Below are 14593 nucleotides of genomic sequence, written 5' to 3'. Positions count from 1 at the left end.
CTTTAAAGAGACAGATTGATTTCCACATGGATGTTGCCACGTGTGGCTTTCGAATAAGGACAGGTTTGATGAGCTGCCTCGATCACTTTACTGGCATCCGCTAATGACAATCCCGGCAGGCTTACATTAAGGCGCGCCTGCAGAGTGAAGCCGTCAGGGCCGGTTGCCAGGTCAACCTCGGCATCGATAGCGGTGTCCTGAGGCAGTGCTATCTGCAGTGCAGCCGCATTGTGACGCATAGCACCGATGAAGCATGCTGACCATCCGGCGGCAAAAAGCTGCTCGGGATTAGTTCCGCTGCCGGCACCTCCCGGCGCAGACAACGTTACATTCAGACGTTCATCACTGCTTTTTGCGGCGCCTTCGCGTCCGCCTGTGATGTGAACTTTCCCGGTATAAAGTACCTTACTGATCAGGTTTCCCGATGTGTTTGCTGATTCAACGATTGGTTGATTTTCCATTTTTGTTATGATATATATTTGATAAATGATCATCTGCTATGCCGGGTCAGGCCATGCAGGTGATGGTTGAAACAATAGGTTACTGATATTTATCCTTGCGCCATTGCTGCCGCCTCTATGACCGCATCTGCAAATGCTTTTGGTGCTTCCTGCGGAAGATTGTGTCCGATACCGCCGTCCAGCGTATAGTGCTTGTATTTGTTTTTAAAATGGATAGCGTAGTCAGCCGGCTTAGGGTGCGGCGCACCGTTGGCATCTCCTTCCAGCGTTATGGCGGGCACAGTGATACCGGGAAAAGCAGCTAGCTTTTTCTCATACCCGTCATAGCGGCTCTCGCCCTGAGCGATGCCCAGGCGCCAGCGGTAATTATGAATAACGATATCGACATGATCCGCGTTATTGAAAGACGCGGCCGAACGGGCGAATGTAGCGTCATCGAATTTCCATTTCGGCGATGCTGATTGCCAGATCAGTTTGGCAAAATCATTTGTATTGGCTTTGTAGCCATCGTATCCGCGTTGGGTAGCGAAATAATATTGGTACCACCAGCTATATTCAGCTACCGGCGGCAACGGTTTTTTGTTTCCTTCCTGGCTGCCAATAAGATAGCCGCTTACGGAAATGAGGGCTTTACAGCGCTCCGGCCATAATGCCGCGATAATGTCCGCTGTGCGACCGCCCCAGTCAAAGCCACCGATCACTGCACTTTTAACTTTAAGCGCATCCATGAACTCCACGATATCCGAAGCAATTGCGGCCTGCTGACCGTTCCTGGCAGTTTGAGCAGACAAAAATTTAGTGGTTCCATGTCCGCGTAAATGCGGGATCAGTACCCGGTAACCCTGCGCAGTTAAAAGAGCGGATACATCGGCAAAGCTATGGATATCATAAGGCCAGCCATGCAGCAGGATGACAACGGGGCCGTTGGCGGGTCCTTCTTCAGCATAGCCGATATCGAGCAGCGATGTTTTAACCTGCTTGATGCTGAGGGTGCGAAGATCGGATTGGATCCCTTTGAATTTGTTTGAGGATTTAGCTATAGGCTTAGCCTGGAGCAAATTTAAGCCGGCAAATTGGGCTGCAGCAGCACCTACAGCGGCGATGCTCAGAAAGCGGCGGCGATTAAGACCATTTTGATTTTCCATATGATTAGTGATTTACTTTTTGATTCATGGCATTGGATCACGCTGATCGTCTGACTGAACAAATGTAGTTTCAAGCTGCCCGTATGGAAATAAGCGACACCCTGAAGTGGACAATTTGGATGGCTGATCAGGCATTTTCAAACCTGAACGTGCAGTGAAGTACGCCAGCAAACTGACTTGAAGCAATTCAGGTAGCCTTCATTTCTCCCGGTGCATTTTGCCCCAGTTGATCATTTCCAGAATGATCCCGCCAAAGGAAAGACAATAATCTGTCTCTGTATATTCCACAATGACCGGGTATGCGGGTATGACCGTTCTTTTAATCAACTGGTTTGCTTCCATGTCCTTCAGTTCACGGGACAGCATCCGGGTGGACATTTCTGGTATGCTTCTGTAAATATCCCGGAACCGCCTGTTGCCATTGCAGATCGAATTAATAATCATAAGCCGCCATTTGCCGCCTACCACGTATATCGTATCCTGGAGCGCCTGAACCTCTTCCTTTTGATTCCGCGGGTCAGAAAGCACTTCGCGGGCTCTTCTTATTAACTCTTCATTCATTATATCTTCAATTATAAGTTGATTACAAAATATATCATCCTGTTTTAAATCGAGCGAATGCCAGTTTGTTGCGCAACGGCTTAAATGAATTAAAGCGCAGATGAAATCACCCGCGCTTTGCAGTTGTCAAGGACAACTATGCATAGAGCGACAAAATAAAACTGATCTTGATACCGCCGCAAAAAGTGGTTTACAGACTAAAGCCGCCGTCGATCACGAGCTCTGCGCCAGTTATAAAACTGGCCGAATCCCCGCAGAAGTAAGCAACCAGCTTGGCCACGTCTTCCGCACTCCCGATCTTCCTTAAGGGAATCTTTGAGATCATCCAGTCGTCTAAACCTTTACGGGCTGCCTCATCCAATCCGAGCTTATTTAAGATCTCTGTTTGTGTAGGGCCCGGACTCACTGCATTCACACGTATTTTACGCGGTGCCAGTTCTGCCGCAGCGATCCTCATCACGGAATTGATTGCTGCTTTGCTTGATGTATACATAGAGGAATTTGCGGAATTGATATGTGCAACGTTAGAGGATAGGAATACTACAGACGCACCATCGTTCAGGATCGGGATGAAGCGACTCAGCGTGAAATAAGCACCTTTGAAGTTTACGTTCATTACGTAATCAAAATCCTCTTCTCTGGCACTTTCAATAGCTGCTCCGCCCAGCACTCCGGCGTTGATGAACAGGATGTCGATCTTACCGAATTTTTTAGTTACCTGCCCGGCCAGTTCTTCGATCGCGGAAACTTTCCCCTGATCGGCAACCAGACCAGTTGCACCTAATTCAGCCGCAGCCTGTTTCACTGCATCGGCACGTCTTCCGGTGATGATCACTTCTGCACCTTGTGCTATTAATTCTTTTGCAGCAGCATAACCTATACCGCTATTTCCACCTGTTACCAGGGCTTTTTTTCCTTTTAAAGATTCCATTTTGTGTCTTATTAATTTTTCAACAAAAGTAATATGAGTGTGATATAATTTTGTTACCAGTATAACAGATGTTACCAGCCTTTTCCATCGGTTATGACATTCGTTTAACAATTAGAAATTGCCTCCTGCGTGTTGTATTATTTCCAAGCAGTTCTTTCCATAGACTTTTGTGCCGGCGGTTTTAGCGTAAAAGACAGCAGCAGCATAATAACCGATACGCTGATCAGCAAAAAATATGATGATGAAAAACTACCGGTAAGATCCCGTAAAATGCCTACACATAAGGGGCCGGTTGCTGCAATCAAATAACCGATGAGTAGTGTAAATGCTGTCCAGGCATTGGTCTCAGCAGGTGAATTGGTATTATCGAGCGGAAGTGTCATTCCCAGTGTGAAAGTGCCGGCTAATCCCAGTGAGGTGAAAAAAACAACGAACTCGGGGAAAACGCTGGGTAAAAAAGCGATCATCAATATGCCGGCCAGGGTGAGTAAAGAGCAGCAGGCCAACCATATGCGCCGGTCATGAGACCTGGACAAAGCACTAACGGCAGGTGTGCCCACGATCAGTGCGGAGGTTAAATAGCCGAGTATACTGTTGGCTGATGCGCCGGGCTTTCCCGCTTCAAGGAACATCAGCGGCAGCCAGGCCAGTAAAGCATAAAAAAGAAGGTTGTTACACGCAAAGAAAATGGCAATCTTCCAGGCGCTTAAATTGCGCCAGGGTAATGAAACATGCTTACTCAATTGCACATTGGCGGTATTAACATTTTTGTGATGCCGGCTTAAAACATACCATGCGATCATCCCGATGAAGCAGAGTAGCGCATATATACCTGTAGCAAAACGCCAGCTTCCTGTTAAGGAAGCAATTGGAGCTGTTAGAAAAGCTGGTATTGTACTGCCTATGCACAAGGCGGTCGTATATACTCCCATCACCAATACCGCCCTGTTAGCGTAGCTCGATTTTATGAAACCCGATAAAAGCGCGCCGGTTACCGCGATACCTGTCCCAACTCCGGCAGTAGTCAATAAGAGGACAAACGGGTTCGGCGAAAATGCTCTTGCCACGGTCGATACCGATAAAATGAACATCGCAATTATGATGAGCTTATCCCTGCCAAGCCGGTGAGCCAGCCATGGCGTTGGCAGCGCCATTAACCCCATCAGCAGATCCGGTATAGCTGTCAGCAAACTGGCAGTGGTATGGGACAAGTGGAATGTTTGCGATATCAGGGGCAATACCGGGCCTACCGAAACGAGTGACGGCCGCAGCGCAAGCGCAACCAATACCAGACCGGCAATTCCTAATACCGTATTCTTCTTCTGACCGGGATGGCTTACAATACCCGCAGCGGCATTTTGCTGCGGGTTCGGATAGATGCTTTGCATAATGAATATGGCGTGTGCCTTTTAATTGGAACTGGTCTTTTATTTAACTAAAGGGCGCAGGGATTTGAAAGCTTTGCGAATCTCTTCACTGAACAGCTGTGGCTCTTCCCAGGCAGCAAAGTGCCCGCCCTTGTTCACTTCATTAAAATAGATGAGGTTATGATAAGCCCTGTTTGCCCATGTTTTAGGCGCTTTGTAGATCTCTCCGGGGAAAACGGTCACGGCTACCGGAAGGGTTAAATTAACCGCATTGAAGTTGTTGGAATGATCTTCCCAGTAGATCCTTGCAGATGAGGCACCGGTGTTGGTCAGCCAATACAGGGAGATATCGTCCAGCATTTCATCTTTGGTCAATGATTTTTCAGGGTCGCCGCCAGAAAATGTCCAGCCTGCGAATTCGTCGTACATCCAGGCAGCCTGTCCAACCGGTGAATCCGCCAGGCTATAACCGATCGTTTGCGGACGGGTTACCATCATGCCGGAGTATCCGGTACTTTTACGGTAAAAGATATCAAGTGTCTTGAATGCTTCCAGCTCTTTAGCCGATAATCCGGCCGGTGCCTTATCTCCATCGGTTAAGGCTTTGGCGATTTCCGGCGGAACAGTAGCAGGCATATTCACATGGATGCCGATCAAACCTTTTTCGTGGTTTTTTGCCATCCGCTGCGAGATCACCGAACCGCAGTCGCCCCCCTGTGATACATATTTTGTGTAACCCAGTCGCGCCATCAGTTCCGCCCACGCATGCCCGATATGATCCGAATCCCAGCCGGTAGCTGTTGGTTTACCTGAGAAGCCAAATCCGGGGATCGACGGGATGACCAAATCAAAGGCGTCTTCTGCCTTACCGCCATAAGCGACAGGATCAGTCAGCGGACCGATCACCTTCAGCAATTCAAAGATAGAACCGGGCCAGCCATGGGTCATGATCATGGGCATCGCATTCGGGTTCTTAGAACGAACATGTATAAAGTGAATATCCAGTCCATCGATATTGGTGATGAACTGCGGATAGGCGTTTAATTTTGCTTCCGCTTTGCGCCAGTCGTAATCAGTTGCCCAGTAGCTGGCCAGCTCTTGTAGCTTTTCCAGCTTCATCCCCTGTGACTGGTCTGCAACGGTTTCTTTTGCCGGCCAGCGGGTTTCAACTATTCTTTTACGCATATCTGCGATCGCAGCTTCCGGAATTTCAGCTTTAAAAGGCCGGATCGACTGATCGCCGGTAGCAGTCACCTGATCGGTGCCCCCGGCTGTTCCGGTTTGTGCAAAACTGGCAATGCCTGTAGTTAGCAGGATACTGGTTGCAATAAGCCTGCTGTAGATTTTGATGTTAGTTTTCATTTTTGAGTCTATTTTTTGCATTTCTGTGTAGTGATGAATCAAAAGTATTTCTGAGCAGTATATCAGCCTATAAAGGACAGGTTTAAGCGGGCGATTTGCCCCGTGTATCGGGCATTCCGGCCCCTGAACAGGATGCGCTTAATCGCGAAGTGATGCGTGCTGAATTCTCTGAGCGGGTGCGCGAAAAAAGAGTTTATCAAAAAATTCATTGCTTGACAATCCTGACCACCGGCTACAAAAAAAGGCGTACATGGTACACCTTCAGCATCATTTACCCCTATTGCCAGGGGTTTTATTGTACGCCGGTATCGTTAAGGAAATTATCCAGTATCCGGGTCATCATGTATTGGTTAGCCTTTATGTGAATAAGTCCGGTCAGCATTTCATTTTCAGATTGTATGAATTTCGCCGGCTGCAGTTCATCTCTGCAGTTTTCAATCATCAGGGCCAATGTTTCGCTGGTAGTTTCCAGATGGAACTGCAGCCCAAGCACATTGTTATTATAAAGAAAAGCCTGATTCCGGTTACCAGCAGATCGCAGCAGCTCAAATCCACCGTAAGGGATCTGAAATTTGTCCCCATGCCAATGAAGCACGACCGGATCGCCGGCAAATAAATCATAGAACCAGGGTAATCTTTCGCTGTCTTTAGTTGTGGTGACCGGAAACCAGCCAATCTCTTTATGCGGGGCGACACCTACCATCGAACCTAAACACCATGATGCGAGCTGCGCACCAAGGCATATTCCGAGCACCTTTTTACCAGCCTGTATACAATCTTCTATAAAAACTTTTTCAGCATGAAGCCAGCTGAATTCGTGTTCCGCAAATACATCCATAGGGCCGCCCATGATCACCAGCGCGTTCAGTTCTTCCAGACCAGGAAGCTGATAGCCGGGTTCGTAGAACCTGGTAAAGGTCAATTGATGACCATTTATCGTTGCCCAATCAGCAATAAAGCCGGGACCCTCAAATTTCACATGCTGTAATACGTGTAAAGTCATTGTAATTCCTCTTTATCATTCCCATATGCGGTTTCCCTAATCCCTAATTCTCCGGCAATACTGCGGCCGGCTGACCGGTGATCAGCTGGATCCGTTGCTCCCTGCTGACATCCGGTTCAATAGTGTTATTTCCTCCAGTGTTTTTTAGCAGGTACGAGTACCCTATCTTACCGGCAGGATCCTGAGCAACTGTAACGGTTTCGACGGCCAGAATTTTGCCGTTCATATTTGTTCCATACCAATGCGGCATCGGCCGTTGTCTCCAGGTTACCATTACATATTGCTCTCCGGCAGTGTGGGTTCTAACGGTATCCTGAGCTGAACGCAAAGCCGGTCCATTGCCGTAAATGATGGAGATGGTGTGATGTTTATTGTTGATCAGCGAGCTGATCACTTTCTGGTCACCTGCATTGTACAGGTATTCAGGCGCCAGCGCAGGGTGTTTACTTTGGCTGCAGGATACCAGCAATACGCCCAGTAGGACTGCATAAATTGGTTTGGTTAACATGATCTTTCTTTTGGTAAGTTATTTAGTCGGTATGTTAAATACAAAATCACTTTCAGGCACCAGCAATCGGTGGCAGTTGATACAGGTTGTAGCGAACAAAGCCGTCTTGCCGGATGGTTTGAGCCGGAGCCCTTCAAACTTGGCAAATCCCCAGCCTTCGGTTGACTTATATTTCTTACTGTCCTTGATCATGATCTGGACATTTTGAAAGTTTCCGGGCGAGATATTCCCCACCTTATCCTCATGTTGCTTACCCCATACTGCTTTCACGATCTTCGCGCCGTCGGGAAAGGGCAGCTGACGCTGTTTAATGGCTTTTACCATGATGTCATTTCCATAGACCACCCTCATACTTCCTCCATCATACTTATCGGTAACGCTGATGATCTTCCAGTTCTGGTAATCGCCTGAGTACTTTATCCCATTTAACGAAACGGGCGCATTGGTACCGGCTGTTTTTGAAGCCGCACCAGGAGCGCCGGCAGATCTGATAATTCTGGCGGTATCAATTTTATGCCTGCCCGGCAGCGAGTTGACGTAGCTTTTTAATGCAGTGAGTTCAGCTGCCGAAATCCCGGCAGCCGGATGAACCATGACATAGCTTTTCAAGGGCATTTTATGCTCTTCGATGGCATTTACCATTTCCCACAGCAATAATTCCTGTACGGCAGGCGGATTCGCTTTCCAATCTGAAAAATTAAACCTCGTCCGACCCTCTTTTATATCGTGCGCAACCAAATAGGAAGCAGGAGCAATCCGGTCAAACCAAGCCGTTTGGGAATGATTTGAGTGACAGTCATAACACGCTCTTTGCAATATTGCCTGAATGTCCCCGGGAAGTTCGATCTCGCTTTTGACCGGGGGATTTTCGATCACCGGCGAGGAAAACTGCAGGGGTATAACGATCACGATGGCTATTGCCAGAAATGCGAAAATCATTTTTAAGGGATTCATTTTTGACTTTTTCATTATTTATTTTGTAGTTGTTACTATAAGTAAAAGTATTGGCTGGTGCGCTGATAGGCCATTAGAATCCCTCCCGTGCCGACAATGTCAGGGTTGAACCGGGCATATCGGCAATTGATCCGGGCATCGTATGTTTGGCGCTATATCTCTGCCTGCAGCCCGCCGGATGAATTGTCAGATTACAGTTGATGACATCAGATCAAGTCCTTGCTTCCTGACCGGCAAGGCTGAAGCGCTGAGCCTCAAAGTGTCTGGTTAACGGGCCGAAGCGTCCAGTTCAGGTGGTTTGTGCTGTTATTAATTTGTGTTGTGAGTGACATTTGTTTCATAAATTTTAAAAACATAAGCCATGACACTTAAAACAACAAAAACAATTTACTGGATCGGAGCTGCATTAACTTCATTATGGTTCGGAGCCAGCGGATTTGGAGAACTGACCCATAACGCGGTCATTTGGGGTATCACCGTTAAACTTGGGTACCCGCCTCACTTTATCTACATTTTAGGCGTTGCCAAACTATCCGGGGTTGCAGTTCTTTTAACACCGAACAAATTACTGCGGTTAAAAGAATGGGTATTCGCGGGCATCTTTTTCGACATCACTTTTGCTTTCCTTTCTAAGATCGCGGTGCTTGGATTTCCGGCAACCATCGACGCAATTATTGCATTTATCATGGTAGCGGTGACCTACACGATGTTTCGTAAACTTTATCCTGCAACCTATAATACTGCAGTGGCTGACAACGAATTTTCAGTTGGAAAAGTTGATGCCTAAAACCTTGGTTAGCGCCTTACAAGTCAGTTCCTGTTAATTGAGGAACTGACTTTTGAATTAACAGGATCCCGCAGATGATAAAGAACTATGAACATGAAATATATAAATGATCGGCCGCAATATCTCCAATCAGGTGTTGACACTGGTACACTTTCCTTAGCTGACCTGATCCAGGACGACTGCTCAGCAGGGCGGCGCGGCCTGTTATGTCCCGAGGCTAATGCTGCAGCCGCCTCAGGGCAAGCCGAGCAAACGGTGATGGAAAAAGAGCTGGCCATATTTTTTTTGGATATCAGGAACTTTACCGGTTTCCTCCAATCCGGATCACAGCTTGAAAATGTCCAAACCGTTAAAAAGCTGCTGGACCTTTTTGTTAAGATCATCGATAATTTTGGTGGCCGCGTCGTAGACCGGGCTGGCGACAGTCTCTACGCGGTTTACGGCTTGGAAACGAACCCCGAAACAGCTGCCAATGACGCGCTGCAAAGCGCCAGGATGATCTATGAAGCCCTGGATTTTGTCAACCGCGAATATGTGATGGCTAAGTTCGGGTTTCCGCTGCAGGCAGGTGTTGGCCTGAATGCCGGCGGCGTTGTTGTTGAATACGCACATAGTCCTGAAATGCCGCTATCCGTTATGGGCCTGCCCGTTAACGTCGCTGCCAGACTGCAGGAACAGACCAAGCACCAGAATAATGATCTGATCCTTTCCGATGCTTTTTATAGTCTGTTAAGCGATGATCATAAAAAGAGCCTGAACCATGAGCGGCGTCACCTGAAAGTAGCCGGAGTACAAACCCTGCAAACCGTTTGGCTCGCCGGGAAATCATATGCCAGAAATTTATCTCATCATACGATGGAAATGGATTATTTCATGGCGATCGCCGGTTAATCAAAGGTACGCCTTTAGTGGCGGACGGTGGGAAATGGCCAAGAGGCTCCCTGCCCGGCTGAACCCTAAAAATGCCCGCTTCAACCATGATCCCGTAGCTCCGGAAATGATACCTCCCTATTTTCAGCTGCCTGAAATGATTATGCATTTCTTAATTCTTTTACGATCCTCAACGAAATCAAAAAATGGACAACAAAAAATTAACCAATCGCACCGGGGCGCCGGTAACAGACAACCAAAACATCATGACTGCGGGCAGACGCGGACCTGCATTGCTGCAGGATGCGTGGTTCCTGGAAAAAATGGCTCACTTTGACCGGGAGGTCATTCCTGAAAGACGCATGCATGCCAAAGGTTCCGGAGCTTTCGGTGTATTCAAAGTCACTCATGATATTACCCGTTATACCAGGGCAAAACTGTTTGCGGAGGTGGGCAAAGAAACCCCGTTATTTCTGCGTTTCTCTACAGTAGCCGGCGAGCGCGGCGCAGCCGACGCAGAACGCGATATCCGGGGCTTCGCCATCAAATTTTATACGGAAGAAGGTATCTGGGATCTGGTAGGAAATAATACACCTGTCTTCTTTTTGCGGGACCCTTTAAAATTTCCGGACCTTAACCATGCGGTTAAAAGAGATCCGAGAACGAATATGCGAAGCGCTGATAACAACTGGGATTTCTGGACGCTGCTTCCGGAAGCCCTGCACCAGGTTACTATCGTTATGAGTGACCGCGGACTCCCGAAAAGCTACCGGCATATGGACGGTTTTGGCAGTCATACTTTCAGCCTGATTAGCAATGATCAAAAACGTTACTGGGTTAAATTTCACTTCAAAACCGCTCAGGGCATTCAAAACCTGACGGAACAGGAGGCCACTGCCCTGGTTGGCCACGACCGGGAAAGCCACCAGCGTGACCTTTTTGAAAGTATAGAAAGAAAAGATTTTCCAAAGTGGACGATGTATGTGCAGGTCATGGAGGAGGAAGCTGCCGACTCTTATCCTATCAATCCATTTGATCTGACCAAAGTATGGCCGCATGGAGATTACCCGTTGATCCAGGTAGGTGAACTGACGCTGAACCGCAACCCGGAGAACTACTTTGCAGAAGTGGAACAGGCTGCCTTTAATCCTGCCCAGGTTGTTCCGGGTATTGGCTTTTCTCCGGACAAGATGCTGCAGGGCCGATTATTTTCATACGGAGATGCGCAACGCTACCGTTTAGGCGTTAACCACCATCAGATCCCTGTTAACGCACCGAAATGTCCTTTCCACTCTTATCACCGGGATGGAGCCATGCGTACAGATACAAACTATGGGGGTGCCAAGTCTTATGAGCCCAATAGTTTCAGCGAGTGGCAGGAACAGCCGGATTTCAGCGAACCTCCGCTTAAGATAAATGGTGATGCAGGCCATTGGGATCACCGGGAGGATAATGATTATTACAGCCAGCCCGGCAACCTGTTCCGTTTGATGTTACCTGAGCAGCAGCAGTTGCTGTTTATGAATACCGCAGCAGCGGTTGGCAGCGCAGCGCAGTTTATCCAAATACGTCATATCAGGAACTGTTATAAGGCTGACCCGGAATACGGTAAAGGTGTTGCCGGTGCGCTGGGATTATCGATGCAGGTAGTAAACGACTACGAGGGCTATGAGATGAAACCTATAGTTAACCCCTAAGTAACACATCAAACCGGCCCTGCGACTCCCGCGGGCCGGTTTATCATAAAGCCGGATAACCCAGCTTTATGCGTTTTACGGACGACTGCGGCAAAGTCGCCGTAAATCCAGATCTGAGTGCATTTTCAGGCAAGCTTTCCGTTATTAAAAAACCTGTCCATTAACAGTACACCGAGGTCTCCGTTACCTGTGTCAATGGTATGGATATACTTAAAGCTTTGTGTCAGCTGGTCGTATCCCTGGTCGACAATCTGAATCTGTACCGCATGCACCGGCAGCCGCTCGTTGTTCTGTGCGCACAACAGGATACAGTCTTCCAGCATCAGAAAATCGAAGTGATAACCCTTATGGTGCAGGTCAATGACCCTTTTGGTAATGGAACCATTCAATCTGCGGTTTCTTTTGTCATTGTTTTTCATCATGTTGATCATTAAAAGCCTAATACCGGTAACGAAAACATCATGCCATACTCATAATTATTTAACAATCAATAACTTATGCGATAATTCAAGAATTTAATATTTGGGAATTCATGATATCATGAAAATTCCGGTGAGATATCATGACGATGAATGACAATAGAACCTGGTAAGTTCCGGACGATAGAAGAAGTGTTAACGATCAACCGAAGACCAAACAGTTAAGTTAGTTCCTGCCCCAAAAAGTCCGTTTGAAAATGCAATCTGTCCGCTTCAGATGTTCATTCGTTTCCGATCCAGCGCGTTGATCTTAAGTTTGTGATGTTTAAACCGATCATTCACCCGATCGGTAGATACATTGAATTAGTAGGTGATCAAATAACCGCTGCGAATTTCGCAGCATCAATAAAACAAAATAGAAATGAAAGATAGCCATGTTGCCAAAGAGGCAGCTGCTGCGGCATTACACATCGACAAGATCATTAATACCGGCAAGGTCCGCACCAACGGCGGACGAAACGATACTGCGCAAAGTGATGACGGGTGTTTGGATGTTACCCTTAATCCGTCGGGTATCCCCGGCAAAGGAACGAACCCGGAACAATTATTCGCGGCAGGATGGGCGGCCAATTTTATGGCCGCAATCAATGTTTATGCCTTAAAGCAAGAGATAGTGATCCCACGTCATGTTTCTGTAGACGCTGAGGTCGCGCTTGCCGGCTTAAATAAAAACACCCACCTTCAGGCACGGTTATATGTAAACCTGCCGGGCTTATCCTTTGAGGATGCCAATGCTATTGTTATCGGCGCTAATGAGCTATGTCCCTATTCGAAGATCACGCAAAATAATATCGATATGGAGATCAATGTGGTGATCTGAGGCAAATAATCGCCAGTCAAACAACTGGAAAGCGGGGCGTTGCTCAGACTGATTGGTCAACATTGGCTATCTGGTATAACGAAGGTTACCACTCCAGTTTTGGTTACCCCGGTATGTTCCTGTATCTTCAACTTAAAATCGTATTTTGTATTTAAATTTGCTGCGCTTTTTTTTCACGTTTAGAGGTATAAAAAGCAATTCAGAATTTTGATACTGCTAATCTTAAAAACGAAATTAAAGGCGTTATGAAGGGTAAAGTATTAATAGTAGAGGACCAGTTTATAGAGGCAAACAATCTCCGGAAGGTTTTAGAGCTGGCAGGGTATGAGGTTTGTTCTGTCGCCCGGTCGGTGGATGAAGCGCTCAGGATACTGCGTTCGGACCCGCCTGACCTGGTGCTGCTGGATATCTTTCTGAAAGGAGAAAAGACGGGAATAGACCTCGCGCCCGTGCTTAAGGAGCGTAACATTCCCTTCATTTATCTCTCGGCTAATTCGGACGAGCAGACATTTAAGCTCGCCAAGCAGACCTCACCTTATGGGTTCCTGGTCAAACCATTTCGTGAAAAGGATGTGCTGGCCATGCTGGACATTGCCGCAGACCTGCACAACGAGCACCGTTCGCTGGCACGTGCTGCCGCTAAGCCTAAAGCCCCGGCCGATCTGAAAAACGGGGGTACAGATAACTTTGGAATGGCCGGAAAAAGTTCAGGGCTAAAAGATGTCGCCCGCCTGATACAGATCGCCGCTGCTGCTGAAAGCCCGGTGCTGATCCTTGGAGAAAGTGGAACCGGCAAGGAACTGGTGGCAAGGGCGATCCATGATCATTCTGCACGCGGTAAAAAGCCGCTGATCATCGTTGACTGCGCAGCCATATCGCCCACACTGATCGAATCCGAACTTTTCGGGCACGAAAAGGGAAGCTTTACCGGTGCTGCAGACAAGCGGATCGGCAAGTTCGAACAGGCTGAAAACGGCACGATCTTTTTGGATGAGATCGGGGAAATGCCGCTGGAGATCCAGTCAAAACTGCTCCGCGTACTACAGGAAAAAGAGATCTGCCCGATAGGCGGAAAGCTAAAGAAGGTCAATGTCCGGATCATTGCGGCCACCAACCGGAACCTGGAAGAAGAGATCGCGGCCGGGAGGTTCAGGCTGGACCTGTATTACCGGCTTTACGTGTTCCCGGTAGAATTGTCACCACTGCGGGAAAGGAAAGCGGATATCATGCCGATCGCCGAACATTACCTGGGTGTATTCGCGGCTGCCAATAACAAGCACATCTCCGGGTTTTCTGAACCAGTCCGGCAGGCTTTACTTGATTATCCCTGGCCAGGCAATGTCCGGCAGCTTATCAACCTGGTCGAACGGTCCGTTCTGCTTTGTGAGGGCCGCCTGATCGACCGGGTAGTCCTGCCGGTCTTCAGGCAGACTGTCGCCGGCAGTGCAGAGCCGAAAGGCATGAAGTCAATGACCGATAACGAACGCGATCACATCCTGGATGCTCTGGCCAAATGCAACTGGAAAATATATGGGCCCGGAGGTGCGGCAGACCTGCTCCATATCAACTCTTCCACCCTCAAATCAAGAATGGTCAAGCTCGGGATCTCCAAACAATTCGGTTGATGATTGAATCCTTATATTTGGCA

General features: G+C 47.9%; 15 protein-coding genes. 5 read left to right on the top strand and 10 right to left on the bottom strand.

From position 1 onward, the window contains the following. Positions 1–2 precede the first annotated feature (2 nt). From KXD93_RS06670 to KXD93_RS06630, 9 genes are all read right to left on the bottom strand, one after another. Positions 3–461: an organic hydroperoxide resistance protein gene (locus KXD93_RS06670; protein WP_258136174.1), complete on the bottom strand. Its 459-nt coding sequence runs from the start codon at positions 459–461 to the stop codon at positions 3–5. Positions 462–550: 89 nt separating this feature from the next. Continuing rightward, positions 551–1606, bottom strand: a complete 1056-nt coding sequence (locus tag KXD93_RS06665) for an alpha/beta fold hydrolase (protein ID WP_258136172.1) — start codon at positions 1604–1606, stop codon at positions 551–553. A 198-nt stretch (positions 1607–1804) separates the two neighbouring features. Further along, on the bottom strand, positions 1805–2167 hold the full coding sequence (locus KXD93_RS06660; protein WP_258136171.1) for a winged helix-turn-helix transcriptional regulator: 363 nt from the start codon (positions 2165–2167) through the stop codon (positions 1805–1807). Between the two features lie 190 nt (positions 2168–2357). Further along, positions 2358–3098 (bottom strand): SDR family oxidoreductase, encoded by a 741-nt coding sequence (locus tag KXD93_RS06655; RefSeq protein ID WP_258136169.1) that lies wholly within the window; start codon positions 3096–3098, stop codon positions 2358–2360. A 137-nt stretch (positions 3099–3235) separates the two neighbouring features. Further along, on the bottom strand, positions 3236–4486 hold the full coding sequence (locus KXD93_RS06650; RefSeq protein WP_258136168.1) for an MFS transporter: 1251 nt from the start codon (positions 4484–4486) through the stop codon (positions 3236–3238). A 39-nt stretch (positions 4487–4525) separates the two neighbouring features. Continuing rightward, positions 4526–5827, bottom strand: a complete 1302-nt coding sequence (locus KXD93_RS06645) for an epoxide hydrolase family protein (RefSeq protein ID WP_258136167.1) — start codon at positions 5825–5827, stop codon at positions 4526–4528. A gap of 292 nt (positions 5828–6119) precedes the next feature. After that, positions 6120–6830, bottom strand: a complete 711-nt coding sequence (locus KXD93_RS06640) for a type 1 glutamine amidotransferase (RefSeq protein ID WP_258136165.1) — start codon at positions 6828–6830, stop codon at positions 6120–6122. A gap of 43 nt (positions 6831–6873) precedes the next feature. Then, positions 6874–7338: a hypothetical protein gene (locus KXD93_RS06635; protein ID WP_258136164.1), complete on the bottom strand. Its 465-nt coding sequence runs from the start codon at positions 7336–7338 to the stop codon at positions 6874–6876. Positions 7339–7356: 18 nt separating this feature from the next. Further along, positions 7357–8307 carry a heme-binding domain-containing protein gene (locus KXD93_RS06630; protein ID WP_258136163.1) on the bottom strand — a complete coding sequence of 317 codons (951 nt, stop codon included), beginning with the start codon at positions 8305–8307 and terminating at the stop codon, positions 7357–7359. Between the two features lie 346 nt (positions 8308–8653). Here KXD93_RS06630 and KXD93_RS06625 point away from each other — a divergent pair, with 346 nt between their 5' ends. From KXD93_RS06625 to KXD93_RS06615, 3 genes are all read left to right on the top strand, one after another. Beyond that, positions 8654–9079 (top strand): DoxX family protein, encoded by a 426-nt coding sequence (locus KXD93_RS06625; RefSeq protein WP_258136161.1) that lies wholly within the window; start codon positions 8654–8656, stop codon positions 9077–9079. 93 nt (positions 9080–9172) lie between these two features. After that, entirely contained in the window at positions 9173–9970 is a 798-nt protein-coding gene (locus KXD93_RS06620) for an adenylate/guanylate cyclase domain-containing protein (protein ID WP_258136160.1), read from the top strand. 185 nt (positions 9971–10155) lie between these two features. After that, the gene (locus KXD93_RS06615; RefSeq protein WP_258136159.1) at positions 10156–11646 is read left to right on the top strand and encodes a catalase; all 1491 of its coding nucleotides are present in this window, start codon (positions 10156–10158) and stop codon (positions 11644–11646) included. Positions 11647–11771: 125 nt separating this feature from the next. Here the strand turns inward: KXD93_RS06615 and KXD93_RS06610 are convergent, their stop codons facing one another. Then, positions 11772–12068: a hypothetical protein gene (locus tag KXD93_RS06610; RefSeq protein ID WP_258136158.1), complete on the bottom strand. Its 297-nt coding sequence runs from the start codon at positions 12066–12068 to the stop codon at positions 11772–11774. 418 nt (positions 12069–12486) lie between these two features. Here KXD93_RS06610 and KXD93_RS06605 point away from each other — a divergent pair, with 418 nt between their 5' ends. Both KXD93_RS06605 and KXD93_RS06600 read left to right on the top strand, forming a co-directional pair. Next, a complete protein-coding gene (locus tag KXD93_RS06605) occupies positions 12487–12945 on the top strand; it encodes an Ohr family peroxiredoxin (protein WP_258136156.1) in 459 nt (152 codons plus the stop codon). A 245-nt stretch (positions 12946–13190) separates the two neighbouring features. Then, complete coding sequence (locus tag KXD93_RS06600) at positions 13191–14570, top strand: sigma-54-dependent transcriptional regulator (protein ID WP_258136154.1); 1380 nt, start codon at positions 13191–13193, stop codon at positions 14568–14570. The last annotated feature ends 23 nt before the right edge of the window (positions 14571–14593 follow it).

Source organism: Mucilaginibacter phenanthrenivorans (assembly GCF_024721155.1).
In the GTDB taxonomy this organism is placed as follows: Bacteria; Bacteroidota; Bacteroidia; order Sphingobacteriales; family Sphingobacteriaceae; genus Mucilaginibacter; species Mucilaginibacter phenanthrenivorans.
The sequence above is the reverse complement of the archived record's forward strand: the minus strand, read 5'-3'. Positions and strand labels throughout refer to the sequence as shown.

Coding starts and splice junctions, on each gene's coding strand:
- KXD93_RS06670 (WP_258136174.1), bottom strand. CDS start 461: ATGGAAAATCAACCAATCGTTGAATCAGCAAACACATCGGGAAACCTG.
- KXD93_RS06665 (WP_258136172.1), bottom strand. CDS start 1,606: ATGGAAAATCAAAATGGTCTTAATCGCCGCCGCTTTCTGAGCATCGCC.
- KXD93_RS06660 (WP_258136171.1), bottom strand. CDS start 2,167: ATGAATGAAGAGTTAATAAGAAGAGCCCGCGAAGTGCTTTCTGACCCG.
- KXD93_RS06655 (WP_258136169.1), bottom strand. CDS start 3,098: ATGGAATCTTTAAAAGGAAAAAAAGCCCTGGTAACAGGTGGAAATAGC.
- KXD93_RS06650 (WP_258136168.1), bottom strand. CDS start 4,486: ATGCAAAGCATCTATCCGAACCCGCAGCAAAATGCCGCTGCGGGTATT.
- KXD93_RS06645 (WP_258136167.1), bottom strand. CDS start 5,827: ATGAAAACTAACATCAAAATCTACAGCAGGCTTATTGCAACCAGTATC.
- KXD93_RS06640 (WP_258136165.1), bottom strand. CDS start 6,830: ATGACTTTACACGTATTACAGCATGTGAAATTTGAGGGTCCCGGCTTT.
- KXD93_RS06635 (WP_258136164.1), bottom strand. CDS start 7,338: ATGTTAACCAAACCAATTTATGCAGTCCTACTGGGCGTATTGCTGGTA.
- KXD93_RS06630 (WP_258136163.1), bottom strand. CDS start 8,307: ATGAAAAAGTCAAAAATGAATCCCTTAAAAATGATTTTCGCATTTCTG.
- KXD93_RS06625 (WP_258136161.1), top strand. CDS start 8,654: ATGACACTTAAAACAACAAAAACAATTTACTGGATCGGAGCTGCATTA.
- KXD93_RS06620 (WP_258136160.1), top strand. CDS start 9,173: ATGAAATATATAAATGATCGGCCGCAATATCTCCAATCAGGTGTTGAC.
- KXD93_RS06615 (WP_258136159.1), top strand. CDS start 10,156: ATGGACAACAAAAAATTAACCAATCGCACCGGGGCGCCGGTAACAGAC.
- KXD93_RS06610 (WP_258136158.1), bottom strand. CDS start 12,068: ATGATGAAAAACAATGACAAAAGAAACCGCAGATTGAATGGTTCCATT.
- KXD93_RS06605 (WP_258136156.1), top strand. CDS start 12,487: ATGAAAGATAGCCATGTTGCCAAAGAGGCAGCTGCTGCGGCATTACAC.
- KXD93_RS06600 (WP_258136154.1), top strand. CDS start 13,191: ATGAAGGGTAAAGTATTAATAGTAGAGGACCAGTTTATAGAGGCAAAC.